The organism is Saccharothrix sp. AJ9571, from assembly GCF_021725495.1.
Classification (GTDB): Bacteria; Actinomycetota; Actinomycetes; order Mycobacteriales; family Pseudonocardiaceae; genus Amycolatopsis; species Amycolatopsis magusensis.
In genome coordinates, this window is the sequence record NZ_CP091382.1 from 3,429,995 (window position 1) to 3,456,207 (window position 26,213).

22 protein-coding genes and 1 tRNA gene are annotated in these 26,213 nt (G+C 70.1%); 11 read left to right on the plus strand and 12 right to left on the minus strand.

The features are described from left to right. The first annotated feature begins 12 nt into the window (after positions 1-12). A complete protein-coding gene (locus L3Q67_RS15515; RefSeq protein WP_499190167.1) occupies positions 13-1,692 on the plus strand; it encodes a fatty acyl-AMP ligase in 1,680 nt (559 codons plus the stop codon). 143 nt (positions 1,693-1,835) lie between these two features. On the opposite strand, the gene L3Q67_RS15520 is transcribed toward L3Q67_RS15515, so the two are convergent. The 4 genes from L3Q67_RS15520 to L3Q67_RS15535 form a co-directional block, all read right to left on the minus strand. After that, positions 1,836-2,189 (minus strand): DivIVA domain-containing protein, encoded by a 354-nt coding sequence (locus tag L3Q67_RS15520; RefSeq protein ID WP_499190168.1) that lies wholly within the window; start codon positions 2,187-2,189, stop codon positions 1,836-1,838. Next, the gene (locus L3Q67_RS15525) at positions 2,186-2,545 is read right to left on the minus strand and encodes a DivIVA domain-containing protein (RefSeq protein WP_499190169.1); all 360 of its coding nucleotides are present in this window, start codon (positions 2,543-2,545) and stop codon (positions 2,186-2,188) included. The genes L3Q67_RS15520 and L3Q67_RS15525 overlap by 4 nt, the downstream gene beginning before the upstream one ends. A 139-nt stretch (positions 2,546-2,684) precedes the next feature. Beyond that, positions 2,685-3,278 (minus strand): aminoacyl-tRNA hydrolase, encoded by a 594-nt coding sequence (gene pth / locus L3Q67_RS15530; RefSeq protein WP_499190170.1) that lies wholly within the window; start codon positions 3,276-3,278, stop codon positions 2,685-2,687. Positions 3,279-3,285: 7 nt separating this feature from the next. Further along, positions 3,286-3,906 (minus strand): 50S ribosomal protein L25/general stress protein Ctc, encoded by a 621-nt coding sequence (locus L3Q67_RS15535; protein WP_499190171.1) that lies wholly within the window; start codon positions 3,904-3,906, stop codon positions 3,286-3,288. 300 nt (positions 3,907-4,206) lie between these two features. Here L3Q67_RS15535 and L3Q67_RS15540 point away from each other — a divergent pair, with 300 nt between their 5' ends. Then, on the plus strand, positions 4,207-5,343 hold the full coding sequence (locus L3Q67_RS15540; protein WP_499190172.1) for a hypothetical protein: 1,137 nt from the start codon (positions 4,207-4,209) through the stop codon (positions 5,341-5,343). Here the strand turns inward: L3Q67_RS15540 and L3Q67_RS15545 are convergent. The 5 genes from L3Q67_RS15545 to L3Q67_RS15565 all read right to left on the minus strand — a co-directional run bounded on the left by L3Q67_RS15545 (position 5,340) and on the right by L3Q67_RS15565 (position 11,215). After that, positions 5,340-6,182, minus strand: coding sequence for an LLM class oxidoreductase (locus L3Q67_RS15545; protein ID WP_499190173.1), 843 nt, complete (start codon positions 6,180-6,182; stop codon positions 5,340-5,342). The genes L3Q67_RS15540 and L3Q67_RS15545 overlap by 4 nt on opposite strands. Positions 6,183-6,837: 655 nt before the next feature. Then, complete coding sequence (locus tag L3Q67_RS15550; RefSeq protein ID WP_499190174.1) at positions 6,838-7,818, minus strand: ribose-phosphate pyrophosphokinase; 981 nt, start codon at positions 7,816-7,818, stop codon at positions 6,838-6,840. Continuing rightward, complete coding sequence (gene glmU, locus L3Q67_RS15555) at positions 7,815-9,284, minus strand: bifunctional N-acetylglucosamine-1-phosphate uridyltransferase/glucosamine-1-phosphate acetyltransferase (protein WP_499190175.1); 1,470 nt, start codon at positions 9,282-9,284, stop codon at positions 7,815-7,817. The genes L3Q67_RS15550 and glmU overlap by 4 nt, the downstream gene beginning before the upstream one ends. A gap of 45 nt (positions 9,285-9,329) precedes the next feature. Next, positions 9,330-11,048: a GGDEF domain-containing protein gene (locus L3Q67_RS15560; RefSeq protein ID WP_499191545.1), complete on the minus strand. Its 1,719-nt coding sequence runs from the start codon at positions 11,046-11,048 to the stop codon at positions 9,330-9,332. Between the two features lie 95 nt (positions 11,049-11,143). After that, a tRNA-Gln gene (locus tag L3Q67_RS15565) sits at positions 11,144-11,215 on the minus strand. A 198-nt stretch (positions 11,216-11,413) separates the two neighbouring features. Between L3Q67_RS15565 and L3Q67_RS15570 the strand changes: the two genes are divergently transcribed. The 3 genes from L3Q67_RS15570 to L3Q67_RS15580 all read left to right on the plus strand — a co-directional run bounded on the left by L3Q67_RS15570 (position 11,414) and on the right by L3Q67_RS15580 (position 13,879). Further along, positions 11,414-12,376, plus strand: a complete 963-nt coding sequence (locus L3Q67_RS15570; protein ID WP_209662485.1) for an acyl-CoA desaturase — start codon at positions 11,414-11,416, stop codon at positions 12,374-12,376. A gap of 104 nt (positions 12,377-12,480) precedes the next feature. After that, positions 12,481-13,074: a TetR/AcrR family transcriptional regulator gene (locus L3Q67_RS15575; RefSeq protein ID WP_499191546.1), complete on the plus strand. Its 594-nt coding sequence runs from the start codon at positions 12,481-12,483 to the stop codon at positions 13,072-13,074. A gap of 79 nt (positions 13,075-13,153) precedes the next feature. Next, positions 13,154-13,879 carry an SDR family NAD(P)-dependent oxidoreductase gene (locus L3Q67_RS15580; protein ID WP_499190176.1) on the plus strand — a complete coding sequence of 242 codons (726 nt, stop codon included), beginning with the start codon at positions 13,154-13,156 and terminating at the stop codon, positions 13,877-13,879. Between the two features lie 356 nt (positions 13,880-14,235). Here L3Q67_RS15580 and L3Q67_RS15585 read toward each other — a convergent pair whose 3' ends face one another. After that, entirely contained in the window at positions 14,236-15,459 is a 1,224-nt protein-coding gene (locus L3Q67_RS15585) for a PQQ-dependent sugar dehydrogenase (protein WP_499190177.1), read from the minus strand. A gap of 120 nt (positions 15,460-15,579) precedes the next feature. Here L3Q67_RS15585 and mfd point away from each other — a divergent pair, with 120 nt between their 5' ends. From mfd to L3Q67_RS15615, 6 genes are all read left to right on the plus strand, one after another. Continuing rightward, the gene (gene mfd / locus L3Q67_RS15590) at positions 15,580-19,137 is read left to right on the plus strand and encodes a transcription-repair coupling factor (RefSeq protein ID WP_499191547.1); all 3,558 of its coding nucleotides are present in this window, start codon (positions 15,580-15,582) and stop codon (positions 19,135-19,137) included. Between the two features lie 51 nt (positions 19,138-19,188). Beyond that, positions 19,189-20,151, plus strand: coding sequence for a SurA N-terminal domain-containing protein (locus L3Q67_RS15595; RefSeq protein ID WP_499190178.1), 963 nt, complete (start codon positions 19,189-19,191; stop codon positions 20,149-20,151). Next, positions 20,148-21,089 (plus strand): nucleoside triphosphate pyrophosphohydrolase, encoded by a 942-nt coding sequence (locus L3Q67_RS15600; RefSeq protein WP_499190179.1) that lies wholly within the window; start codon positions 20,148-20,150, stop codon positions 21,087-21,089. Before L3Q67_RS15595 ends, L3Q67_RS15600 begins: the two co-directional genes overlap by 4 nt. A gap of 491 nt (positions 21,090-21,580) precedes the next feature. Then, positions 21,581-22,876, plus strand: a complete 1,296-nt coding sequence (locus L3Q67_RS15605) for an IS256 family transposase (protein WP_499183566.1) — start codon at positions 21,581-21,583, stop codon at positions 22,874-22,876. A 476-nt stretch (positions 22,877-23,352) separates the two neighbouring features. After that, the gene (locus L3Q67_RS15610; protein WP_499190180.1) at positions 23,353-24,120 is read left to right on the plus strand and encodes a lysozyme family protein; all 768 of its coding nucleotides are present in this window, start codon (positions 23,353-23,355) and stop codon (positions 24,118-24,120) included. 11 nt (positions 24,121-24,131) lie between these two features. Next, the gene (locus tag L3Q67_RS15615; RefSeq protein WP_499190181.1) at positions 24,132-24,722 is read left to right on the plus strand and encodes a class I SAM-dependent methyltransferase; all 591 of its coding nucleotides are present in this window, start codon (positions 24,132-24,134) and stop codon (positions 24,720-24,722) included. Here the strand turns inward: L3Q67_RS15615 and L3Q67_RS15620 are convergent. Beyond that, positions 24,719-25,309, minus strand: a complete 591-nt coding sequence (locus L3Q67_RS15620; protein WP_499190182.1) for a class I SAM-dependent methyltransferase — start codon at positions 25,307-25,309, stop codon at positions 24,719-24,721. The genes L3Q67_RS15615 and L3Q67_RS15620 overlap by 4 nt on opposite strands. Next, positions 25,306-26,190: an NAD(P)/FAD-dependent oxidoreductase gene (locus L3Q67_RS15625; protein WP_499190183.1), complete on the minus strand. Its 885-nt coding sequence runs from the start codon at positions 26,188-26,190 to the stop codon at positions 25,306-25,308. The genes L3Q67_RS15620 and L3Q67_RS15625 overlap by 4 nt, the downstream gene beginning before the upstream one ends. Positions 26,191-26,213 lie beyond the last annotated feature (23 nt).

Below are 26,213 nucleotides of genomic sequence, written 5' to 3' on the forward strand. Positions count from 1 at the left end.
TAGAGTGAGTCCATGAGTCGGTTCGTGGACACCCTGGTCGCCACCGCGGCCGCGGGCGGTCAGCAGCGGGGCATGGTCACTGGGGAGCCGGGGGAGCCGGTTCGCCGCACCTGGGCGGAGGTCCACGAGCAGGCGAAGCGGTTCGCGGGCGAGCTGATCCACCGCGGGCTGGAGCCCGGCAGCGCGGTCGCCGTGCTCGCCGCCGCGCCGGCGCTGATCGCGCCCACCGTGCAGGCCGTGTGGCTGGCCGGTGGCAGCGTGACCATGCTGCACCAGCCGACCCCGCGCACCGATCTGGCCGAATGGGCCGAGGACACCCTGCGCGTGCTGCGGATGATCGGCTCGGAGCTGGTGCTGCTCGGCGAGCCGTTCGACGCGCTGGCGCCGGTGCTGACCGAGCACGACATCGCCTTCCACTCGATCACCGAGCTGGACGCGGGCGAGCCGATCACCGAGCCGGTGCCGATCGGCGAGGACGACCTCGCGCTGCTGCAGCTGACCAGCGGGTCCACCGCCGAGCCGAAGGCCGTGCGGATCACCCACGGCAACCTCTACACCAACGTCAAGGCCATGGTCGAGCGCGCCGAGTTCGACTTCGGCACCGACGTGATGGTCTCGTGGCTGCCGACCTTCCACGACATGGGCATGGTCGGCTTCCTGACCGTGCCGATGACCTTCGGCGTGGAGCTGGTCAAGATCACCCCGGTCGAGTTCCTGTCCGGGCCGCTGATCTGGCCGCGGCTGATCACCAAGTACGGCGGCACCACCACCGCCGCGCCGAACTTCGCCTACGCGGTGGTCGGCAAGCGCATGGCCCGCGCCGACGAGGCCTTCGACCTGTCGAAGCTGCGGATCGCGCTGAACGGCGCCGAGCCGATCGACGAGACGGCCGTGCAGACCTTCGTGGACGCCGGGGCGCGGTTCAAGATGCCGCCGGAGTGCGTGTTCCCGGCCTACGGCATGGCGGAGGCGACGCTCGCGGTGTCGTTCGCGCCGCTGTTCACCGGGCTGACGCTGGACGTGGTGGAGGCCGACGCGCTGGAGGCGCACAACCGTGCGGTGCCGGTGCCCGAGGACGACCCGCGCCGCGGCACCGAGGACGTGCGTTCGTTCGCCGTGCTCGGCCGCCCACTCGACGGGCTCGAAGCGCAGATCGCCGACGACAGCGGCAAGGTCCTCGGCGAGCGCGAGGTCGGCGAGATCCGCCTGCGCGGGCCTGCCGTCACGCCGGGGTACTTCACCGTGGACGGTCCACTCGAGACACAGGACGCCGAGGGCTGGATCGACACCGGCGACCTCGGGTACCTGGTGGACGGGCAGATCGTCATCTGCGGGCGCCGCAAGGACGTGATCATCATGGGCGGGCGCAACATCTACCCGACCGACATCGAACGCGCGGCCACCTCGGTCGAGGGCGTGCGCCTGGGCAACGCGGTCGCGGTCCGGCTCGACGCGGGCAGCAGGCGCGAGCGGTTCGCCGTGGTGCTGGAGTCCAAACTGGCCGGCAACGAGGAAGAAGAACGGCGCGTGGCCAAGGAAGTCGCCGCCCGCGTACGCGACGCGGTGGACGTACGCCCGTTCGCCGTACTGGTCCTCCCCGCCGGAAGCCTGCCGAAAACCCCCTCCGGCAAGGTGAAGCGCGCCGCCACCGCCACCCGCTACGCCGACCAGATCAACCAAGCCGCCCACTGACGAGCCCCACGTTCCCGCAGCCGAACCCCACACTCAGGGCCTCGAGCCAACCGAGTCCCAGAAGGCCCGAATGCTATGAGTGGGGCATTACTAGCGTTCAATGCAAGTAATGCCCCACTCATAGCATTCAGCGGCCCGGGTGCTCAGCTGCGCACGCGTCGCCAGAGGGATTTGCGGGTGTGCGAGTGTTCCAGCGCGGGTGCGATGTAGGCGTTCGTCGGTGCGTGCGGGGTCCAGCCTTCGCGCGCGGCCAGCGTGCTTTCGACCTGTCGCAGGAAGGCGTCGACCTCCTGCTGGTCGTATCCCCGCTTCCCCAGCGGCGGCCTGCCGAACGCGGCCTCGTGCACCTGCGCCGCGGTCAGGTGGTCCTGTCCGTCGAGGGTCTTCGCGACCCGGTCGAGGAAGTCGTCCACCGCGGTCTCGCTGTAACCCCGCGAGCCGATCGGCGCCCGTTGGAATCGGATGGCCAGCACGTCCACCGCGGTGAGCACCATCATCGCTCCGAATACTGGTCGACGGGCGCGGACCGCGCCCTGGCGTCGGTGGCCTGTGAGGCGTCACGGGCGGCGGGCACCTGGGGCGCCCGCAAGTCCGCGCCGAGGTGCGCGACCAGGGCCTCCTCGGCGGTGTCGAGGAACTCGTCGACCTCGCGCTCGTCGTACCCGCGCTTGCCGATCAGCGGCCTGCCGAACAACACGTGGTGCACCTCTGCCGCAGTCAGGTCGTCCTGCCCGTCGAGGGTGCCCGCGATGCGCCGGACGAACTCGTCGACCTCCGGCTTGGCGTAACCACGGCGGCCGATCGGCGCGTTCGCGAAGGCGACGCGCCGGGCGTCATCGGCGGTCAAGGACATGAGGGGTCTCCCTAGGGTGTCGGTTACGTCCCCTGTCCGTCCTAGCCCGCGCGGGGCGGGACGGGGAAGCCCTGCGACCTGAATGAGGGCGGCAAGCCACGCCTTTGGGTGAGCAAGTGGCCACTCAGGGTGGCGATCCTCACCCGGCGTGGAAGGCGTTCTGGGCCGCCAGCAGCCCCTTCTCGAGCAGCGCTTCGACGGCGTCGGCGCAGCGGTCGAGGTTGAGCGCGAGTTCCTTGCGCTCGACGGTGGAGAAGTCCTTGAGCACGTAGTCGGCCGGGTCCATCCGGCCGGGCGGGCGGTCGACGCCGAAGCGCACCCGGAAGTAGTCCTTGGTGCCGAGCGACTTGGTGATCGAGCGGAGACCGTTGTGCCCGTTGTCGCCGCCGCCGAACTTGAGCTTCAGCGCGCCGTAGGGCAGGTCCAGTTCGTCGTGCACGACGACCACCCCGTCCGGCCCGACCTTGAAGAAGCGCGCCGCACCGGCGACCGGGCCGCCGGAGAGGTTCATGAAGGACCGGGGCTTGACCAGCGCCACCTTGCGCCCGGCGAGGCGCCCTTCGAGCACGTCGCCGCCGCTCTTGTGCGACTTGAACTTGCCGCCCATGCGAGCGGCCAATTCGTCCAGCACGAGGAAACCGGCGTTGTGCCGGTTGCCCGCGTACCGGGGCCCCGGATTGCCGAGGCCGGCGAGCACGATCTGCTCGCCGGCCCCCGGCAGGTCGACATCCACGAGGGAATTACTCCTCGGTGGTCTCGGGCGCGTCCTCGACCACGCCGGCGCCTTCGGCGTCGACCTGGCTCTCCATGGCGGCCTCGTTCGGCGCCTCGTTCACCGCGACGACCAGGTGGTCGCCCTCGGTGATCAGCTCGGCGCCCTGGGGCAGCTCGATCTGCGAAGCGAGGATCTGGGTGCCGGCGGTGAGCCCCTCGATGGAGACCTCCACCTGCTCCGGGATGTGCAGGGCCTCGACCTCGATCTGCAGCGCGTCCAGGTCGTGCTGGACCAGGGTGCCCGGGGCGGCGTCGCCGGTGAGGACCACCGGCACGTCCACGGTGACCTTCTCGCCGCTCTTGACCACGAGCAGGTCGACGTGCTCGATGTAGTTCTTCAGCGGGTGGACCACGATGGTCTTGGTCAGCGCCAGTTCGATGGAGCTGTCGACGTCCAGGGTGATCACGGCGTTGCTGCCGTTCTCACGGACGACGCGGGCGAACTCGAGAGCCGGCAGCGACAGGTGCCGGGGGTCCGAGCCGTGACCATAGAGAACCGCGGGGATCTTGCCGGCACGCCGCGTGCGACGCGCGGCGCCCTTGCCGAACTCGGTGCGTGGTTCGACGGACAGACGTACCTCGGACACGGTGAAGCACTCCTTACAAATCTTCAGCGAACTCAGGTGTGGTGAGGTCCTGGGGGAGAACCATCTCGGCTGCGCCGGCGGCGAATCCCACGACGTGACTTGGACGCGTGGCGACTCAAGCCGCCGCGTCGATCACGTCGGACACCACCGGGTGCTTGCGTGGAGTCCGCCTCGCCGAGACAACCCGGACAGTGTAGAGCAAGGTGTTCGGGCGGCTTTGCGGCGGGGATCGGGAACCGTTATCGAACGGTGGCGTCGGATGAGTACATTTCGTCTGGCGAAACGAAAGCGAGGGCCGTCATGGGGTGGAGCCGGGTGCGCGGGTACGCCGTGCTCGCGGTCGGGGCGGCGCTGGCGCTGTCCGGGTGCGAGGTGTCCACCATCGGCGCGGCCGGGCCCGCCGCGGCCGATCAGGCCAGGGCCGACGCGCGGACGGCCCAGCGCGACGCGGTCAAGGCGGCCGTCGACGACCTGGGCGAGCAGCAGGCCATCGCCTACCGCAGCCAGGTGCGCAACGACGCCGGTGAGCTGGTCGACCTCGCGCTGAACGTGACCAAGAACGGCACCAGCTACGGCGCGCTCGGCGTCGGCGGTCAGGTGGTGAACCTGGTTGAGGCGGACGGCAAGCCCTACCTCTCCGCGCCGGCGGCCTACTGGAAGACCAAGGGCGTCGACGACGCGCAGGCCGAGGAGTACGGCAAGCGCTGGATGTTCGTCGAAGACACCGACCTGCCGCTGAGCCCGAGCAAGGTGCTGATCCCGCGCGAGATCCGCACCGCGCTCTACGACGCCTCGCTCGAGCTGGACCAGCTCGCCGACCCGGTCAAGACGCGGCTGGCGGACGGCACGGAGGTCTACGAGCTGGCGCTGCCGGGCGGCAAGCTGCAGGTCACCGCGACCCGGCCGCACCGGGTGGTCTCGTTCGACGCCGGGCTGGTCGCGAACGTGGGCAAGGCGTTCGGCTCGGGCACGGTGGTCACACCCGGCGGGCTGACCGGGGACGCGCTGGTGCAGTTCAAGAACGGCCTCGGCGGCGCGGTCGACGCGTTCGCGCAGGCCTTCGACTACGCCGCGGAGCTGGTGGTGCTGGTGGACGGCAACGACCTCCAGTGCGCGACCAGCGGGTCGTGCACCTCGAACGTCAAGGTGAGCAACTCGATCATCGGCGCGGACGGCCGGGTTTCCGGGGTGCGCGTGCTGGTGAAGGCGGACGTGAGCGCGCCGGGGCTGGGCAGCCAGACGTGCACCGCGGAGGCGACCGCCGCGCCCAACGCCACGGTCGACGTGCCGTGCACGGTGAGGTTCAGCGTGCCGAACCGCACCGCGTCCTACCAGGTGACCTCGATGCCGACGGCGACCGGCGAGGCGATCGCCGCGGTGGACGTGGGCGGGGTCAAGCAGAAGATCGAGGCGGAGTTCGCCACGCTCGGCGGTTAGCGCATGGCTCTGAGAATCGGTGCGAAGCGTTTCATCGCCGGTTCGAAGACGGTGAAGTAGGTGAAGCCGAAGCGGTCGCGGAGTTCGTGGACCCGGTCGATGATCTGGTGCTCGGTGCCGATCAACAACTGCGGGGCTTCGAGCATCGCGTCCACTGTGGACTCGGCGCGTTCGGCCCATTCCGTTGCGGCGGCCCGTTTGTCGTCGGTGACGACGACGTCCTGGATGAGCATGTTCGACTCGGTACTCTGGTTGAGACCGGCGTAGAAGGCGACGCGCTCGGCGAGTTCGGCTTCGGTGGCCAGTCGCCAGATGCCCGGCTCGGCGCCGGGCTTCGGTTTGAGCCCGGCGAACCCGACGATCTGCGCGTGCTCGGCGGCGATCCGGAGCACGCCCTTGCTGTGGCCCGCGATCAGCAGGGGCGGCACCTCGACGTCGACCGCTTCGAGGCGTCGGCGGAGGTCGGTGATCGTGGTGGTGAGGTACTCGAGTCGGGTGCGGAGGTCCTGCCAGGGCAGGCCCGCGTCGTCGAACTCGGCCTTCATGTGGCCCGCCCCGAGCCCGAGCTCGAACCGGCCGCCGGTGAGCTGCACGGTGGCGGCCACGTCCCTGGCGAGCAGGGCCGGGTTGTGGAAGGGGACGTTGAGCACGAGGGTGCCCACCTTGATCCGCTCGGTCACCACGGCCGCGGCGGCGATGGCGGGGAAGGGCGCGGGCGCCGTACCGCCGATGTGGTCGGGCACGGTGATGACGTCGTAGCCGAGTTCCTCGGCGGCTCGGCACTTGGCCGTCCATTCGGGGGCGGTGCCGATGGAGCGGAGGGTTACGCCGAATCTCATAGGGGGGACGGTAGGGCGTTTTTTGGGTGGGGTGGGGGTGTTTCGCGTAGGGCGGATTCCTGGTGTGACCACCCCGGTTTTTTATTGTGACTACGGCGGGGATTCTGTTGTCAAGGCGGGAAAGCGTGCCTTGACAACAGAATCCCCGCCGTGTTTGGGCTTGGGATCGGGGTGGGGGAGGGGGTCTGGATGCTCCCTGGACTTGAGCGCCCGGGTTCGGCTTGGGGAGGGGGCTGGATGCTCCCTGGGGGGTTTGGGCGCCCGGGTTCGGTTTGGGAGCGGGATGTTTCCTGGACTTGAGCGTCCGGGTTCGGCTGGGTGAGGTGGCCGGGATGTTCCCGGGGTGTTCCCTGGGGATTAGGCGCCCGGGGCCCGGCTGGGTGGTCGCGATGCGCTGCGGGCGTTGGGTGCCGGGGGCTCGGCTGGGGAGCGGGATGTTCCCTGGGTTTGAACGCCCGGGCTCTGCTGGTGGTGGATGCGCCCTGGGGCTCGGCTCCTGGTGTCGCGGAGGGGGCGTGGATGTCACGAATGTGGCTTTCGGGACGTTGGATGTCTCGAAAGCCACATTCGTGACAGTGGGGGCTCGAAGGGGGCCGTGAATGTGGCTTTCACGGCGTAATTCGCTGTGAAAGCCACATTCACGGCACCAAGAGCGTCAGGCTTGGCCGTCGAAGAGGCTGGTGACCGAGCCGTCTTCGAAGACCTGTTGGATGGCTCGGGCCAGCAGGGGGGCGATCGAGAGCACCGTGAGGCCCGGGAAGCGCTTCTCTTCGGGGATCGGCAGCGTGTTGGTCAGGATGACCTCGCGCGCCTTGCAGTTCGAGAGGCGGTCGGTGGCGGGGTCCGACAGGATGCCGTGCGTGGAGGCGATCACCACGTCCGAGGCGCCTTCGTTCAGCAGCGCTTCCGTGGCCTTCACGATGGTGCCACCGGTGTCGATCATGTCGTCGATCAGCACGCACAGCCTGCCCTCGACCTTGCCGACCACGCGGTTCGCCACCGCCTGGTTGGGCTTGTCCGGGTCGCGGGTCTTGTGGATGAAGGCGATCGGCTTGTTGCCGAGTTGCTCCGCCCACTTCTCCGCCAGGCGCACCCGGCCGGAGTCCGGCGACACGACGGTGATCTCGTGCTCGGCGTAGGTGCGGTTGATGTGCTCGGCCAGCAGGTTCTGCGCCAGCAAGTGGTCCACCGGCCCGTCGAAGAAGCCCTGGATCTGCGCGGTGTGCAGGTCGACCGTCATGATCCGGTCGGCACCGGCGGTCTTGAACAGGTCCGCGATGAGCCGCGCCGAGATGGGCTCGCGGCCCTTGTGCTTCTTGTCCTGCCGGGCGTACGGGTAGAACGGCATGATCACGGTGATCCGCTTGGCGCTCGCGCGCTTGAGCGCGTCCACCATGATCAGCTGCTCCATCACCCACTCGTTGATCGGCTGCGGGTGGCTCTGCAGCACGAAGGCGTCACACCCGCGCACCGACTCCTGGAACCGGACGAAGATCTCCCCGTTGGCGAAGTTGTGCGCCGTCTGGGGAGTGATGGTGAGGTTGAGGTGCTTGGCCACCTCTTCGGCCAGCTCTGGGTGGGCGCGGCCGGAGAAGAGCATCAGGTTCTTCTTCGGCGTACCGGACTTCGGGCTCATTTCTGCGACTCCCCGTCGTTTTCCACTTCGTTTCGGGCGAGAGCCGCCTCGGCTGCCTCCGCCGCGGGAGTGCCCGGTCGCTTCCGGGCCACCCAGCCTTCGATGTTGCGCTGCGGTCCCCCGGACACCGCCAGCGCGCCCGGCGGCACGTTCCGCCGGATCACCGCACCCGCCCCGCTGGCGGCGCCGTCGCCGACGGTCACCGGAGCGACGTACATGTTGTCCGAGCCCATCCGGACGTGGGAGCCGATGGTGGTGTGGTGCTTGTGCACGCCGTCGTAGTTGACGAACACACTGGCCGCGCCGATGTTGCTCTGCTCGCCGATGGTGGCGTCGCCGACGTAGCTCAGGTGCGGCACCTTGGTGCCCCGGCCGATGTCGGCGTTCTTGGTCTCGACGAAGGTGCCGATCTTGCCCTTGTCCCCGAGCCGGGTCCCCGGGCGCAGGTAGGCGAACGGGCCGACGCTGACGTTTTCGCCGAGCACCGCGCCCGAACCGTGCGTGCGGACCACGCTGGCGCCCGCGCCGACCTCGACGTCGGTCAGCGTGGTGTCCGGGCCGATCGTCGCGCCCTCGCCGACCGTGGTGGCGCCCTTCAGCTGGACGCCCGGCTCGATGCGCACGTCGCGGGCCAGCGTCACCCCGGCGTCGAGCCAGGTGGTGGCCGGGTCGACCACTGTGACCCCGGCGCGCTGCCAGGCCCGCACGAGCCGCCGGTTCAGCTCGGCGCCCAGCACCGACAGCTGCACCCGGTCGTTCACGCCCTCGGTCAGCCACGGGTCCTCGACCACCAGCGTGCCGACCGCCCTGCCGTCGCCGCGCGCGATGCTCAGCACGTCGGTCAGGTACAGCTCGCCCTGCGCGTTGTCGGTGGACAGCCGGGACAGCCCGTCGGCCAGCACGGCCGCGTCGAAGGCGTAGACCCCGGAGTTGATCTCGGTGATCGCCAGCTGGGTCTCGTCGGCGTCCTTCTGCTCGACGATGGCGGTGATCCCGCCGTCGGCGTCGCGCACGATCCGGCCGTACCCGGTCGGGTCGGGGACCACCGAGGTCAGCACGGTCACCGCGTTGCCGGCGCCGGTGTGCTCGGCGAGCAGCGCGGCCAGGGTCTCGGTGTCCAGCAGCGGCACGTCGCCGTAGCTGACCACCACCGTGCCGGTCAGCTGGGGCGGCAGCGTGGCCAGCGCGCACCCGACCGCGTGCCCGGTGCCGTTCTGCGCCTCCTGCACCGCGGTGCCGATCGGGCGGCCGAGCTGCTTGGCGACCTCGTCCAGGTGCCCGCTGACCGCCTCCCGGCCGTGGCCGACGACCACGACGAGGTGCTCGGGGTCGAGTCCGGCGGCGGCCCGCACCGCGTGTTCGACGAGCGGCCGCCCGGCGATCGGGTGCAGCACCTTCGGGGTGGTCGACCGCATGCGGGTGCCCTCGCCCGCGGCGAGGATCAAGGTTGTCAAAGGCCCGGTCACAACGCTCCTAGCGCTCCTTGTGTGCGTTTCCGCCGGGGCCCGATCCTACGTGTGCTCTCGCAGTCCCCACGCCGGGTCGGTGTCGGCGGGCTCACCCGGCCAGCCCGCGGCGGGCTCACCGGCTTCCAGAAAGGCCGAGGCGACCTGATTCCCACCTCGGCGTTTTGCCTGGTACATGGCGGCATCGGCCCGGGAGAGCACCTGCTCGGCCCGTTCCTGCGCGCGGATGGAGACAAGTCCAACCGAAAGAGTCACCCCGTGGGAGAGGTGGTGCGGAAGTGACGCGACGGCCGTCACAGCGCGGCTGAGGGCCTGGGTGGCCGCGGACACCGGCGCCCCTGGCAGCAGCACGATGAACTCGTCACCGCCGTAGCGCGCCACGATGTCGTCCCCGCGCAGGGCGTCGCGCAGCGTGCTGGCCACCACGCGCAGCACGTCGTCACCCTCCGCGTGCGAATGCCGGTCGTTGACGCCCTTGAACCCGTCGAGGTCGACCAGTGCCACGGCGAGCGGGTGTGATGTTGCCGACGAAGCCAGCGCGCGCAGGCGCTCGTCGAGCGCGCGGCGATTGGGCAGCCCGGTCAGCGGGTCCTGCAGCGCCTGCTGGGTCATCTCGCCGTGTTCGGCGGAGAGCCGCTCGTGCTCGCGGCGCGCGGTGAGCGTGGCGATCTGCGACTCGCGCAGCGTCCACAGCTCGGCCTCCAGCGCGCCGGCGTAGTTCAGCAGCAGCGTGGGCGCCAAGGCGGAACTGTCCGATTCCTTGGAGAGGTCCTCGTTCTGGTGCGTTTCCAGCTTCGCCAGCTCGCGCACGAGGTTGAGCCGCATCGACGGCTGGGAGTTGTCCTCGGCGGCGTTCGCACGCGCCGAGTTCAGCACCTCCAGCGCCTCTTCGCGGCGGCCGATTTGGTCCAGGCACCTGGCCAGCGCGATGGTCACGATGACCTGCTCGTGCGGGTAGCCGGGCTCGGTCAGCAGGCCGCGCAGGCGGTCGAGGTGGACCGCGTCGGGCGCGGCCAGCGCCAGCGCGGCGGCCAGCACGCCGACCTGGTCGATCGCGGGCACCCCGGACTTGCGCGGGAACAGCGACTCGGCGAAGGGCGCTTCCGCGGCCACCGCCATCGAGGCCGCGGTGCGGAACTTCTCCACCGCCTCGTCGTAGCGGCCGACGCGTTCGAGCCGCAGGCCCCAGCCGAGCATCATCTTGACCCGGTTGATCAGCTGCAGGGTGATCTCGTGTGGCCCGGCGCTGTCGCGGATCGCCTGGTGCGCCCGGGAGATCACCTCCTCCGCGGCCTCGTAGACGCCGAGCTGGTTGAGCACCAGCCAGCAGTCGATCAGCGCGCTGGCCAGCAGCTTGTCCCAGGCGCGGCGGCCGAGTTGCACGTCGGGGGTGGCGGAGTCGTCCAGGATGGCCAGTGCCCTGGCGATCTCGGTGAGCGCCGCGTCCTCCTGCTCGGCCAGCACCAGCCGCCGCCCGCGCAGCGCGTGCGCGTCGGCCCGCAGCAGGGCCAGGCCGTGCCTGCGGGTGTGCGCGAGCATCTCGTCGACCTTGGGCTCGGCGTCGGCGGCCATGCCCTTGGTGACCAGGCGGGCCAGGCACACCGACCGGAGCAACTGGGCGACCAGGATCGGCTCGCCGCGGCGCTGGGTTTCCTCCAGCAGCTCGTCGAGGGTCTCGATGATCTTGACCTGCTCGGCGTACTCGCTGCGCTGCACGGTGGCGATGAGTTCGCGGGCACGGCCGACCAGCCAGGCGTCCGACATCTCGATCAGCGCCGGGCGGCGGTGCTGCTTGGGCTCACTCACGTCGTCGTGCAGTGGTTTCAACCCCCTCGGCTGTTTCCGATCGGGCGCGCGTGCTCCGCCGCCAGGATTCGAACCTGAACTGTCAGAACCAAAATCTGAAGTGCTGCCAATTACACTACGGCGGATCGTGCCTGGTCAGGATAGCCAGCCCGGCCCAGGCCAGGCCACACGGGTTGGCCTCGCGCGCGATCATGCCTGGTGGGCCCGACGTCACGCCTTTTGACTCTCCCCAGCCAGCACAACTTCCGGTACCGTAACTTACGGCATCGTAGGTAAGGACACCCTTGGTGATGAGGGGTCCACCGTAGGAAGAAGTGACGTGTATGACGGCCACCCTTGACCGTTCCGCCTCCGGAGATTCCCCAGCAGCAAAAGGCCCCAAACCGGTCATCGACGGGCAGCGGTCCTTTCCCATCCAGTTCTCGGTCTACCTCGGGGTCATCGCACCCCTGCTGGCGCTGCTGGTAGCTGTTCCCTTCGCCTGGGGGTGGGGCCTGAGCTGGGTGGATGTCGGACTCTTCGTGCTCTTCTACTGCATCAGCGGTCTGGGTATCACGGTCTCGTTCCACCGCTACTTCACACACGGCTCGTTCAAGGCGAAGCCGTGGCTGCGGGTGGCGCTGGCCATCGCCGGCAGCATGGCGCTGCAGGGCCCGGTGATCACCTGGGTCGCCGACCACCGCCGCCACCACGCCTTCTCCGACCGCGACGGCGACCCGCACTCGCCGTGGGCCTTCGGCACCACGCCGCTGGCGGTGGCCAAGGGCTTCTGGCACGCGCACATGGGCTGGCTGTTCGAGCGCGACCAGACCAACGCCGAGCGCTTCGCCCCGGACCTGGTCAACGACCCGGCCATCGCGCGGGTGAACCGCCAGTTCGGCCTGTGGACCCTGGTCAGCCTGCTCGGCCCGGCGCTGCTCGGCGGGCTGCTCTCCTGGTCGCTGTGGGGCGCGGTGACCGCGTTCTTCTGGGCCGGGCTGGTCCGCGTCTGCGTGCTGCACCACGTGACCTGGTCGGTCAACTCGATCTGCCACATGATCGGTGAGCGCCCGTTCGCCGCGCGCGACCGGTCGGCGAACTTCTGGCCGCTGGCGATCTTCTCCTTCGGGGAGTCGTGGCACAACCTGCACCACGCCGACCCGACCTCGGCCAGGCACGGCGTGCAGCGCGGCCAGATCGACATCTCCGCGCGGGTGATCTGGCTGTTCGAGAAGTTCGGCTGGGCGCACAGCGTGCGCTGGCCGACGCCGCAGCGACTGGCCCGGCTTTCGACGGAAAGCAAATAAGATTCAGGCCCGGACGGTAGGGTGCCCCGGTGGCGGCCAAACGTCGGGGAAAGCGTGAAGGGATCACCGGGGTGCGTCCAGGCACCCCGGTGACCCGTGTCCGGATGACCGGTGCCGAACGCCGTCAGCAGTTGCTGAACGTGGCGCGGGCGCTGTTCGCCGAAAAGGGGTTCGACGGCGCGTCGGTCGAGGAGATCGCGCACCGCGCCAACGTCTCGAAACCCGTGGTGTACGAGCACTTCGGTGGCAAAGAGGGCATCTACGCGGTGGTCGTCGACCGCGAGACCCAGCTGCTGCTCGACCGCATGGTGTCCACTTTGCACGGTGGGCACCCGAGGGCGATGCTGGAGCAGGCCGCCATCGCGCTGCTGTCCTACGTGGAGGATTCGCACGACGGGTTCCGCATCCTGGTGCGGGATTCACCGGTGGCCAGTTCCACCGGCACGTTCTCCACGCTGCTCAACGACATCGCCAGCCAGGTCGAGCACATCCTGGGGCAGCAGTTCACCGCGCGCGGGTACGACGACAAGCTCGCCGCGCTGTACGCGCAGTCGCTGGTGGGCATGGTCGCGCTGACCGGCCAGTGGTGGCTGGACGCGCGCAAGCCCAAGCGCGACGAGGTGGCCGCGCACCTGGTCAACCTCGCTTGGAACGGGCTTTCCAACCTGGAGCACAAGCCGAAACTGCGCCTGAACTAACGGGTCCAGAGCTTGCGGATTTCCGGTATCGTCGGTCTCCCGCCGCCATTGAAAGCGCTTACTGCGAAAAGGGGAACCGATGGTGCAGAGCAGGGAAATCGTCGTCACCGGCGGCGGGACCGGGATCGGGTACGCCGTGGCCGCGAAGTTCGCGGCGGCGGGCGAGAACGTCACGATCACCGGGCGCCGCGAGAAGGTGCTCTCGGAGGCCGCCGCGCTGCTCGGCGCGAAGTACGTGGCCTTCGACGCCGCGGACGCCGCCGCGGTGGAGCGGGCGCTCGCCGAGTTGCCGGAGCGCGTCGACGTGCTGGTGAACAACGCCGGCGGCAACACCGACCGCATCCGCGAGAAGGCCACCGACCTGGCCGGGGTCGCGGACGCCTGGCGGGCGAACTTCGAGGCGAACGTGCTGACCACCGTGCTGGTGACCACCGCGCTGCAGCCGCGGCTGGCCGAGCGGGCGCGGGTGGTGACCATCGGCTCGATCGCGGCGAAGGCCGGTTCCGGTTCGTACGGCGCGGCGAAGGCGGCGCTGGAATCGTGGAACGTCAACCTGGCCAAGCAACTGGGGACCTCGGGCGCCACGGCGAACATCGTCGCGCCGGGCGTCATCCTGGACACCGAGTTCTTCCAGGGCACGCTGGACGAGAAGTGGCTGGAGAGCAGGCTGTCCGCGGCGATCAACAAGCGTGCCGGGCAGCCGGACGAAATCGCTGATGCGGTTCTGTTCTTGGCTGGGACGGGGGCGGGGCACGTTACGGGGCAGGTGTTGCATGTGAATGGTGGGGCTTATCTGAGTTCGTAGTTCGGGGGTCCGCCCCGGTTTTTTAGTGTGACTACGGCGAAGGCCCCGATGTCAAGGTGGGAAAGATGCCTTGACATCGGGGCCTTCGCCGTGTTCTTGGCTGTGGACCGGGGTGGGGTGGGGGGTCTGGGCGGTGCTCCTGCTGGGGTGCCCCGGGCGGCGGTCGGGTTGGTGGCTCCGGGCGACGATTGGGCTCGGGGCGGCGGGGGACGAACGCTATGAATGGGGCATTACTAGCGTTGGATGCAAGTAATGCCCCACTCATAGCATTGGGCCGTAGGGGGGCGAGTGTCACGAATGTGGCTTTCACGGCGGAATGTGCCGTGAAAGCCACATTCACGGCACCCCGGCGACCCTTAGGCCAGGGTGACTCGGAGGAGTTTGTCGTTGTCCCCGGTCGAGGTGGTCACGTACAGGGCGCCGTCCGGGCCGGTGCGGACGCCGCGCAGGCGGCCGAACTCCGAGTTGAACTCCGGCGGCAGGTACACATCGGTCACCGCGCCGGGGCCGTCCATGGTGAACACCAGCAGCTTCTGCCCGCGCAGCGCGGCCAGCACCATCCGCCCGTCCAGTTCGCCCCACTGCGGACCGGTCAGGAAGGCCGCGCCCGAGGGCGCCTCGGTGGTCTTGCCCGAGGTCCACGCCTGCGGCACGGCGTCGGGGAAGCGCTCCAGGTCGGTCATCGGCACGCTTTCGTCGTACTCGTCGACCGTGCCGCCCTGCGACGGGTCCCACCCGTAGTTGCCGCCCGCCTTGACCAGGCTCAGCTCGTCGAAGTTCGTCGGCCCGTGCTCGGAGACGAACACCTGCCCGGTCCCGGTGCGCACGGCCACGCCCTGCACGTTGCGGTGCCCGTAGGTGTACACGCGCCGCTCGTTCGCGTTCGCCGACGACGCGAACGGGTTGTCCGGCAGCCCTTCCCCCGTCTGGAGGTCGATCCGCAGCACCTTGCCGCCGAGGTTGGTGCGGTCCTGCGGCACGTCCGGGTCGTCCGCCGCGTCCCCGGTGCCGACCAGCAGCGCCCCGTCCTCGGCCAGGGTCGGGCGGCAGCCGCTGTGCCTGCCGTTCGGGTTCACCGGCATGCCGGTGAGCAGGGTCTGCACGCGCTGCGCGGAAGTTCCGTCGGCGGACAGCGTCCAGGTGATCAGCCGGACGTCGGTCGGCGTCTCACCCTGCTTGTAGTTCTGACAGGTGGTGAACTTGCGCGATCGGGCGAAATCCGGGTGGACGACCAGGCCGAGCAGACCGCTCTCGTGTTCGACGAAGAGGTCGGCGAAATCGGCCTTCACCTCCGTCGTGGTCGCCCCCGGTTGCAGCCCGGAAACCAGTGCGATCTTGCCCGGCCGCTGGGTGACGAGCGCCTTGCCGTCGGGCAGGAAACCGATGTCCCAGCCGTGCGTCAGACCCCCGGCGACCTCCTCGACCTTCAGCGCGAGGCCCGCGGGCTTCCCGGCGGGCGCGGCGTTGGACGGGGGCGCCGGCGGCGTGGCGGCCTCCGGTTCGGGGGGTGTGTCGCTGCAGGCCGAGGTGAGCGTGACCAGCGCGGCGATCATCGCGATTCCGGCTTTTCGTGCGGGCATGGACCCCAGCATGCACCGTGGTGACCGGCCGCGAAAGTGTCGGTCGCTCCACGTAGGCTGGTTCGCGACGCACCAGGTGAGGGGAAGTCTGCGGTGAACTCTGCAGTGAACAACGCCGTTCTGTCCGGTCTTGTGGAGTCCACCCTGTCCGGCTCCGCGCTGCGCCCCGTGCTGGACCGTGCCGGGGCGCCGATCCTCGAACTGCAGGGGCCGACAGCGGCCCGGCAGCTGGTCGCGGCCGCCCTCGCCAGCCCCGGTGGCGCCGATCGCCCGGTCCTCGCCGTCACGGCCACCGGCCGCGAGGCCGACGAGCTGACAGCCGCGCTCTCGGCCATGCTCGGCCCGGACGCGGTCGCGGACTTCCCGTCCTGGGAAACGCTGCCGCACGAGCGCCTTTCGCCCCGCGCGGACACCGTCGGGCGTCGCCTCGAGGTGCTGCACCGGCTCAACGGGCCCGGCCACGGCGGCCTGCGCGCGGTGGTCTCCACCGTGCGCAGCCTGATCCAGCCGATGGCCCCCGGCCTGGGCACGCTCGCGCCGGTCGACCTGCGGGTCGGCGAGGAGCAGGAGTTCGAGGGCGTGCTCGAACGGCTGGTCGAGCTGGCCTACGCCCGCGTCGACATGGTGGAAAAGCGCGGTGAGTTCGCCGTGCGCGGCGGCATCCTCGACGTCTTCCCGCCGACGGCCGAGCACCCGCACCGCATCGAGTTCTGGGGCGACGAGGTCAGCGAGATCCGCGCGTTCGCGGTGTCGGACCAGCGATCGCTGCCCGGCGAGATCACCGCGGTCGCCGCGCCGCCGTGCCGCGAGCTGCTGCTCACCGCGGACGTCAAGGCCCGCGCGGCCGAGCTGGCGCAGACCCATGCCGCGGACGCCCAGCTGGCCGAGATGCTCACCAAGCTCGCGGACGGGATCCCTTGCGAGGGAATGGAAGCGCTCATCCCGGTGCTGTGCGCGGGTGAGCTGGAGCTGCTCACCGACGCGATGCCGGTGGGCACCCACGTGCTGCTCGCCGACCCGGAGAAGATCCGCGCGCGGGCACACGACCTGGTCCGCACCGGCCAGGAGTTCCTCGAAGCATCCTGGACCACGGCCGCCAGCGGTGGCGCCGCGCCGATCGACCTCGGCGCCTCCGCCTACCGCGACCTGACCGAGGTGGCCGCGCACGCCCAGAACACCAAACGCCCCTGGTGGACGCTGTCGCAGCTGACCACCGAGGGCCGGGACGTGGTGCACGTCGCGGTCGAGGCCGCGCCCGCCTACCGCGGTGAGTTCGAGCGCGCGATCGCCGACCTGCGCGCGCACACCGCTTCCGGCGGCGCCGCGGTCATCGTGGTCGCCGGGCACGGCACGGCCAGCCGCGTGGCCGAGCAGCTGGGCGCGGCCGAGGTCCCCGCCCGGCAGGTGGAGCGGCTGGAGGAGCCGCCGGAGGCCGGGCTCGCGACGATCACCTGTGGTGGGCTGTCCGACGGGTTCGCGCTGCCCGGCCAGGCGCTGGTGGTGCTCAGCGAAGCGGACCTGACCGGCCGCGGCGCGGGCGCCGGATCGTCCACAAGGGACTTCAACACCAAGATGCCGTCGCGGCGGCGCAACGCGGTCGACCCGATCGCGCTCAAGGCCGGCGACTACGTGGTGCACGACCAGCACGGCATCGGCCGGTTCGTGGAGATGGTGCAGCGCACGGTCGCCGGGGCCACCCGCGAGTACCTGCTGCTCGAATACGCCTCGTCCAAGCGCGGCCACCCCGGCGACCGCCTGTTCGTGCCGACCGACCAGCTCGACGAGGTCTCCCGCTACGTCGGCGGTGAGCTGCCCACGCTGAACAAGCTCGGCGGCTCGGACTGGAAGAACACCAAGGCCAAGGCGCGCAAGGCGGTCAAGGAGATCGCCGCCGAGCTGGTGCAGCTCTACGCCGCCCGCCAGGCCGCGCCGGGGCACGCCTTCGGCCCGGACACCCCGTGGCAGAGCGAGCTGGAAGACGCCTTCCCGTTCACCGAGACCGGCGACCAGCTCGCCGCGATCGACGAGGTCAAGACCGACATGGAACGCGGCGTCCCGATGGACCGCGTGATCTGCGGTGACGTCGGCTACGGCAAGACCGAGATCGCCGTGCGCGCGGCGTTCAAGGCGGTGCAGGACGGCAAGCAGGTGGCCGTGCTGGTGCCGACCACGCTGCTCGCGCAGCAGCACCTGAGCACCTTCGCCGAGCGCATGCAGTCGTTCCCGGTGACCATCAAGGGCCTGTCGCGGTTCACCTCGAAGACCGATTCGGAGCTGACGCTCGAAGGACTGGCCGCCGGCGAGGTGGACATCGTCATCGGCACGCACCGGCTGCTGCAGACCGGTGTCCGCTACAAGGACCTCGGCCTGGTGATCGTGGACGAGGAGCAGCGGTTCGGCGTCGAGCACAAGGAGCACATCAAGGCGCTGCGCACGCACGTCGACGTGCTGACCATGTCGGCGACCCCGATCCCGCGCACGCTGGAGATGTCGCTGGCAGGCATCCGCGAGATGTCCACCATCCTCACCCCGCCCGAAGACCGGCACCCGATCCTGACCTACGTCGGCGCGTACGACGACAAGCAGGTCGGCGCCGCGATCCGCCGCGAACTCCTGCGTGACGGCCAGGTCTTCTACGTGCACAACCGGGTTTCGACGATCGAGAAGGCCGCCAAGCGGATCCGCGAGCTGGTGCCGGACGCGCGGGTCGCGGTCGCGCACGGGCAGATGAACGAGGACAAGCTCGAGCACCTCATCGAAAGTTTCTGGGCACGCGAGTTCGACGTGCTGGTGTGCACGACGATCGTGGAGACCGGACTGGACATCTCGAACGCGAACACGTTGATCGTCGAGCGCGGTGACCTGCTCGGCCTGGCGCAGCTGCACCAGTTGCGCGGGCGTGTCGGCCGTGGGCGCGAGCGCGGGTACGCGTACTTCCTGTACCCGGGGGAGGCGCCGCTGACCGAGACCGCGCACGACCGGCTGGCCACCATCGCGCAGAACACCGAACTCGGCGCCGGCATGGCGGTCGCGATGAAGGACCTGGAGATCCGCGGCGCCGGGAACATCCTGGGCGCCGAGCAGTCCGGGCACATCGCGGGCGTCGGCTTCGACCTGTACGTGCGGCTGGTCGGCGAGGCGGTGGACGTGTTCCGCCGCAGTGCCGGCGCGGAGCCGCTGGAGGACGAGGCACCCGCCGAAGTCCGGGTCGACCTGCCGGTGGACGCGCACATCCCGCACGACTACGTGCCCGGCGAGCGGCTGCGCCTGGAGGCGTACCGCAAGATCGCCGCGGCTACCGACGGCGCCGCGCTGGACGCGGTGCGCGAGGAACTGGTCGACCGCTACGGCCAGCCGCCCGCCTCGGTGGGCAGGCTGCTGGCGGTCGCGCGGTTCCGGCACGCCTGCCGCGCGTCCGGGGTGACCGAGGTGTCCACGCAGGGCAACAGCATCCGGTTCGCGCCGCTGCCGCTGGCCGATTCGCAGCTGGTGCGGCTGAAGCGCTTGTACCCCAAGGCGATGTACAAGGCGGTGACGCACACGGTGTCGGTGCCGAAGCCGACCGAGGGCGGGGCGGGCGGCCGGATGGGTACGCCCCAGCTGCGCGATGAGCCGCTGCTGGACTGGTGCACCAAACTGCTGCGATCGCTGACGAAGGCACCGGCCGCGGTCGGTTGACGAACCGGTCGTTCCCCAGCGGCGAACGGATGTGAGAGGGTAGGCGCTGTGATGCGGATCATGGGTCGCCCGCGGGCGCTGTTTGCCGTCCTGACCACCGGTCTTGTGCTCGCCGGCTGCGGCTCCGGGCCGAGCCAGGTGGACTCGGCCGCGATCGTCGGTGACCGGTCCGTGCCCCTGGAGTCGGTCCAGCAGGAAATCAACTGGTTGCTGCAGAACTCGCCGGACGCGCAGCAGGCGCAGCAGCAGCGCAAGCTCGACCTGAACGCCCGCGTGGTGGTCGACGGCCGCATCCTGCACGAACTGCTCGCCGTGGCCGCGCAGCGCGAAGGCCTGCGCGTGGACCCGGTCCAGGTCAACGAACTCATCGAGCGCAGCGGCGGGGCCGCGGCCATCGCGCCGCGCGTGAACACCTCGGTCGAGCGCGTGCCCGAGTTCGTCTCCGACTTCCTGATGACCCAGGAGCTGGGCGCGAAGTACGCCTCGTCGCTGTCGGTCGACGTGGTCGGCACGGTGATCACCGAGGAGTCGCCCGGCTCGACCGCGAAGGACCAGGCGCTCGCGCTGGCCAAGAAGATCGCCGAGCAGCCCGCGCGGGCCGGTGAGGTGATCAGCGAGTCGAACCTGCGGGTGCTGCAGCAGCCGCTGAACTTGGCCGCGACCCAGGGCGAGCAGGGTGGCGCGGAGGCGCTGCCGGGCAGCGCGCTGTTCGGCGCGAAGCCGGGCACCGTGGTCGTGGTGCAGCCGAGCCAGCAGCAGGCGGGCTGGTTCGTCGCGCTGGTGAAGGACCGCACGACCACGTCCGCGGCGCCGCAGACGCCGATCGCGCCGGACTCGGAAGCCGTCTACCAGCTCGGCAAGCGACTGCTGCAGCCGATCGCGGAGGAACTCGGCATCAAGGTCAACCCGCGCTACGGCGTGTGGGACGCGGCGAGCATGGCCGTGCTGCCGAACCCCGACGAGGCGACGGGCTACCAGTTCCCGGTGAAGGCCGTGCAACCATTGCGGCCATGAACACGGTCGTACTGGCACCCGCGGCACTGCCCGCGGTGCTGCCCGCCGCCGCGTGGCCCGCGCTGCGCTCGGCCGATGTGGTCTACGCGGCCGGTGACCTGCCCGAGGTGACGCGGGTCGCGCTGGACGCGAAGGTCGCGCCCGCGCCGGAAGAACTGCTGCGCGCGACCGGTGCCGTGGTGCTGGTCGCGGCGGATCGCGGTGACCCGGGCGCTGCGGCGCTGCTGGAGGCCGGGGCGGCGCTGGTCTCGGTGCCGGTGCCCGCGGTGGTCGAAGCCGTGGCGGTGATGGACGCACTGCGTTCGCCGGGTGGGTGCCCGTGGGACGCCGCGCAGACGCACGACTCGTTGCGGCAGTACCTGGTCGAGGAGACCTACGAACTGCTGGAAGCCATCGAGGACGGCGACCGGGCGGCGCTGCGCGAGGAACTGGGCGACGTGTTGCTGCAGGTGCTGTTCCACGCCCGCGTGGCGGCGGAGGACGGGCAGGACCCGTTCGACATCGAGGACGTCGCCGGTGAGCTGGTGGCGAAACTGGTCGGGCGGCACCCGCACGTGTTCGGCGGTGACGAGGTGATCGACACGGCCGAGCACCAGCAGGTCCGGTGGGAAGAGCTGAAGCAGACCGAAAAGCGCCGGGAGTCCATTGTGGATGGGGTGGCGCTGGGGCAGCCGGCCGTGGCGCTGGCGGGCAAACTGGGCCAGCGCACCGGCCGCGCCGGCCTACCGCCCGACCTCTTCCCCGCCGGGGACACCGATGCCGAACAACTCTTCCGCCTGGCGGCTTCCGCGCGACGAGCCGGCGTGGACCCGGAAGGCGAACTACGAGCCGTCGCGAAGCGCTTCGCCGCCGACGTCCGCTCCGCCGAAGCCTCCGCCCGCTCCGCCGGCGTCACCCCCCAAGACCCCCCCACCTGGCGCCACCACTGGCCCCACTAACCCCACCCCCGAACCCCACACTCACGCACCCGAGTACCACGTTCAGGCATCCGAACCCCACACTCAGGCACCCGAGTTCGACATTCGAGCGCGAGTGGCACGTTCAGGCAGCCGAGTTCCACGTTCAGGAGCCCGAGTCCGACATTCGCGGGGCGAGTTCCACATTCGAGCATCCGAGTTCCACACTCGGGCAGCCGAATCCCACGTTCAGGCATCCGAGTTCCGCATTGGGGACGCCGGTGCCGAGTTGAGGTGGCCAGGCTCCAGGGCTCGGGCTGCCGGGTTCCGCGCTCAGACAGCCGAGTCCCACGTTCAGGCACCTGAGTCCTACGCTCCCGCAGCCGAGTTCCACACTCGCGAGTCCGAGTTCTACATTCGCGTGCGCGAGTCCGCTTTCAGATAGCTGAGCTGACTGGTGGGGACTGTTCCAAGATCGGTGTTTCCGGCCCGACACGCCGGGCTGAGGTCCGGCGGGATGGGCACTGTGAGTGATGACATCTGAGGTTGTGAGTCCACGTAAGCGTGAGGGCAAGCCGGCGCGGGAGCTGTCGCCGGAGCAGGCCGCTGCGGCGGCGATGGTGGCCGAGGCCAAGGCCCGGGGGCTGGCGCTGACCGGCCCGGACGGCTTGCTGAAGCTGTTCACCAAGAATGTGCTGGAGACCGCGCTCAACGAGGAGATGACCGAGCATCTCGGGCACGAGAAGAATCGTGCCGAGGCGGACCGGGCCTCGACGAACGTGCGGAATGGGGCACGGCCGAAGACGGTGATCTCCGATGCCGCCGGCGAGGTCGGCATCGAGGTTCCCCGAGATCGGGAAGGCACGTTCGAGCCACAGATCGTGAAGAAGCGGCAGCGACGGCTCACGGATGTGGACGAGATCGTGTTGTCGCTGTATGCGAAAGGCATGACCACGGGTGAGATCTCAGCGCATTTCGCCGAGATCTATGGTGCCTCGGTGTCGAAGGAGACGGTGTCGCGGATTACCGACAAGGTCGTGGCGGAGATGAACGAGTGGGCCAACCGGCCCCTCGATGCGGTGTATGCGGCGGTGTTCATCGACGCGATCCATGTCAAGGTCCGCGACGGCCAGGTCGCCAACCGTCCGGTCTACGCGGCTATCGGGGTCACGGTGGACGGGCGCAAGGACGTCCTGGGTCTGTGGATGGGCACTGGTGGTGAGGGCGCGAAGTTCTGGATGAGCGTGCTGATCGACCTGAAGAACCGTGGCATCGGTGACGTGTTCTTCCTCGTCTGCGACGGACTGAAAGGCCTGCCCGAAGTGGTGGCGAATGTGTGGCCGCAGGCTGTCGTGCAAACCTGCATTGTTCACCTGATCCGGAACACATTCCGGCTGGTGTCCCGCAAAGACTGGGACGCGGTCAAACGAGAGATCAAACCCATCTACACCGCGCCTAATCCCGCCGCCGCGCTCGCCGCGCTGAACGATCTCGACGAAACCTGGGGAAGAAAATACGCGGCGATGATCCGGCTCTGGCGCAACGCCTGGGACGAGTTCATTCCGTTCCTCGACTACGACGTCGAGATCCGGCGCATGATCTGTTCCACGAACGCGATCGAGTCGCTCAATGCCCGCTATCGGCGGGCGATCCGCGCACGCGGGCATTTCCCGACCGAGCAAGCGGCGATGAAGTGCCTGTACCTTGTGACCCGCAGCCTGGACCCGACCGGGACAGGCCGCACCCGATGGACGATGCGCTGGACACCCGTGCTCAACGCCTTCGCCATCACCTTCGGTGACCGCTGGCCGGCCGCCGAAACCTACTGATCAACAACGCCGGAAACACCGATCACGGGATAGACCCGACTGGTGAACTCGGCCGCCGAACCGCGGGCCTCGGCCGTCCGAGTGTGGGATTCGGCTGCCGGAAGGTGAGACTCGCGTGTCCGAGTGCGGGGTTCGACTGCTTGAGTGTGGAACTCGCGTGTCCGAGTGTGGGGATCGGCTGCCTGAGGGTGGAACTCGCGTGCTCGAGTGTGGGGTTCGGTTGCGTGAGTGTGGGAGTCGCGTGCGCGAACGTGGGGTTCGGATGCCTGAACGTGGAACTCGGCTGCCTGGGCGTGGGACTCGGCTGCTGGAGTGTGGAACTCGGCTGCCTGGACGTGGGGTTCGGGTGTTTGAACGTGGGTTTGTGGTTGAGGGGGTCGTGGGTGGGGGTGAGGCCGTAACCTGAACGGGTGGTCGAACCCTCGCCTGTGGAGACGTTGCCCGGGCCGCCGCCGCGGCGGAGGTCTGGGCGGCTCATGACGCGGCTGGCGCTGGTGGCCACCCTGATCGTGGCCGGGCTGGTGCTGGTCCTCACCATCGGCGTGACCCGCAGCCAACGGGACGAACCCGACAACCCGCCCCTCCCGGTGCCCGATCAGCGGCCCCAGCCGGGGGTCGCGGTGCCACGGCAGGCGTTGCCCGCGCCCCAGGATCGGCTCAACGCCTCCGATCAGGCCGAACTCGACGCCTGGGCGCAGAAGGTCGCCGCCGCGACCAATGTGTCGCCGCGGGTGCTGACCGGTTACGGCAAGGCCGAGATGTGGATGCGTTCCCAGCAACCCGGCTGCCGCATCTCGTGGGCGATGCTCGCCGGCGTCGGGCGCGTCGAGTCGCAGCACGCCGGGTTCGGGGGCGCCGAAGTCGGTGCCGACGGCCGGGTGAGCAAGCCGATCATCGGCATCCCGCTCGACGGCTCCGAAGGCGTGAAAGCCGTCCCCGACACCGACGACGGCAAGCTCGACGGCGACCAGCAGTGGGACCGCGCCGTCGGCCCCATGCAGTTCCTCCCGGCCACCTGGCAGCGCCACGCCGCCCGCGCGGCAGGCGACGGCGCCCAGCCCGACCCCCAGAACATCGACGACGCCGCCCTCACCGCCGCCCGTTACCTCTGCTCGTCCGGCGGTGATCTGAGCACCCCGGACGGCTGGTGGAAGGCCGTGCTCACCTACAACCAGTCGGTCGAATACGGACAGGACGTGTTCAGCGGCGCCGATGCCTACGCCGCCGCCATCCCCATCCCCTAGGATCGACGACCATGGGGCCCGCATCTCTGTTCGACGAGCAAGCACCCGCCTACGACGCCGACGGTTTCCACGACCGGGTCGCCACCGCGCTGGTGGACGGCCTGGAGAACACGCCCGCGCGGAGCGTGCTCGACGTGGCCACCGGCACCGGTGCCGCCGCGTTCGCCGCGCTGCGCCTGCTGAACCCGGCCGGTATCACCGCGGTCGACCTCTCCGGCGGCATGATCGCCCGAGCTCGGCAGCGCGCGGCCGAGCTCGACCCCGAAGGCCGGATTTCGTGGCTGGTCGCCCCTGCCGTGCCCGCCCCGGTGTCCGATGTGGACACCGTGCTCTGCGCGTCCTCACTCCACTTCCTCGGCCTCGCCGCCATCGAAGACTGGCTGCGCGTGCTCAAGCCGGGCGGCCGCGTCGCGTTCACCCTGCCGTTCGCGGGCACCTTCAACCCGTCCGGGCCGATCGCCGGGCACGTGGCCGCCGACCTCCCCATTCCGTCCGATGTGGACGAAGCCGCCGCGGTGGCCGCCGGGTTCACCGACGTGCGCGTGCGGCGCTGGGAGACCGACGGCCGCGTCGTCTTCCTGGTCCACGGCCGCAAGCCCTAGGACCGCCGCAACCGCAGCAGGTTGTCGAGACGGGTACCCGCCTTGCTCTCCGGCTGCGAGACCTCCTCGTCCGCCTCGACCCGCCACTGCGGACCGAGTGCCAGCGAAGCCAGCACCTCCGAAGTGGTCGGCAGCGGCCCGTGCTCTGGGTGCTCACCGGCGTGCCCGATGATCAGCAGCACCCCGCCCGGCGCGACCGCGTCCCTCGCCGCCTGGCCGAGGATGCGGTTGCGTTCGCCGTCCCCGGCCACCGGCGAGTGCAGGAACGACGCCGACACCAGATCGAACTCACCGTCCGGAAAGGACAGTGTGAGATCGTGCCGCTGCCAGTCGATCCGGTCGGCGGCCCCGGCATCGGCCGCGTGCGCCGCGGCCCGCTTCAGCGCGGTCTCCGACACGTCGACCGCGGTGACCCGCCAGCCCGCCGACGCCAGCCAGATCGCGTCACCGCCCTCGCCGCAGCCGAGGTCCAGCGCGGTGCCCGGCCGCAGGTCCGCGACTTCCCGCACCAGTAGCGAGTTCGGCTTGCCCGACCACACCTCGCGCTCGCTGTAGAACTCCTCCCAGAACTCCGCCGCCTCGCTCATTCGCCCGCTCCGACCAGGTCGGCGTGGATGCCGATCGCGGCTCGCGCCCCGTCACCGGCGGCGGTGATCACCTGCGCCCGCAGGTCGACCACGTTGCCGGCGGCCCACACCCAGCTCACGCTGGTCCGGCCGAAGGAATCCACCTTGACCAGCCCGTCTTCGCCGTGCGCGCAGCCGAGGTTGACCAGGATCCGGTCCTTCGGCACGAACTTCGGCGCGACGAACACCGTGTCGCGCTCGACCACCGTGCCGTCGGCCAGTTCCACCCCGCGCAGCCGGTGTTCCGCGGTGCTCAGCCGGGAAACCGGGCCGGTGACCACCTTCACGCCGCGCGCGCTCAGCCGCGCCAGCGCGTCGGCGTCCGGCGGGTTGTCGTGGCTGAAGAACACCACGTCATCACTCCACTCGCGGAGCAGTTCCGCCTGGTGCGCCGAGTTCGGTGAGGTGGCGAGCACCCCGATCCGCTGGTCGCGCACCTCCCAGCCGTGGCAGTAGGGGCAGTGGTGCACGTCGATCGCCCACAGGTCCCGGACGCCGGGCAGGTCGGGCAGTTCGTCGGTCAGCCCGGTCGCCACCAGCAGCCGCTTGGCGCCGAGCAGCCGCCCGTCGGCCAGTTCGACGGTCCGGTCGTGCCGCACCGCGCGCACCACCCCGTCGAGCACCTCGCCGCCGTAACCCTCCACCTCGGACCGCCCGATGGCGAGCAGTTCGCCCGGTGGCGTGCCGTCCCTGGAGACGAACCCGTGGACGCCCTCGGCCGGGGCGTTGCGCGGGTTGCCGCCGTCGACCACGGCCACCCGCCGGCGTGCCCTGGCCAGCACCTGGGCCGCGTTCAGTCCGGCCGGCCCACCGCCGATGATGATCACGTCGTAGTCGCTCATGTCCCCGAGCATCCGGACCTTCC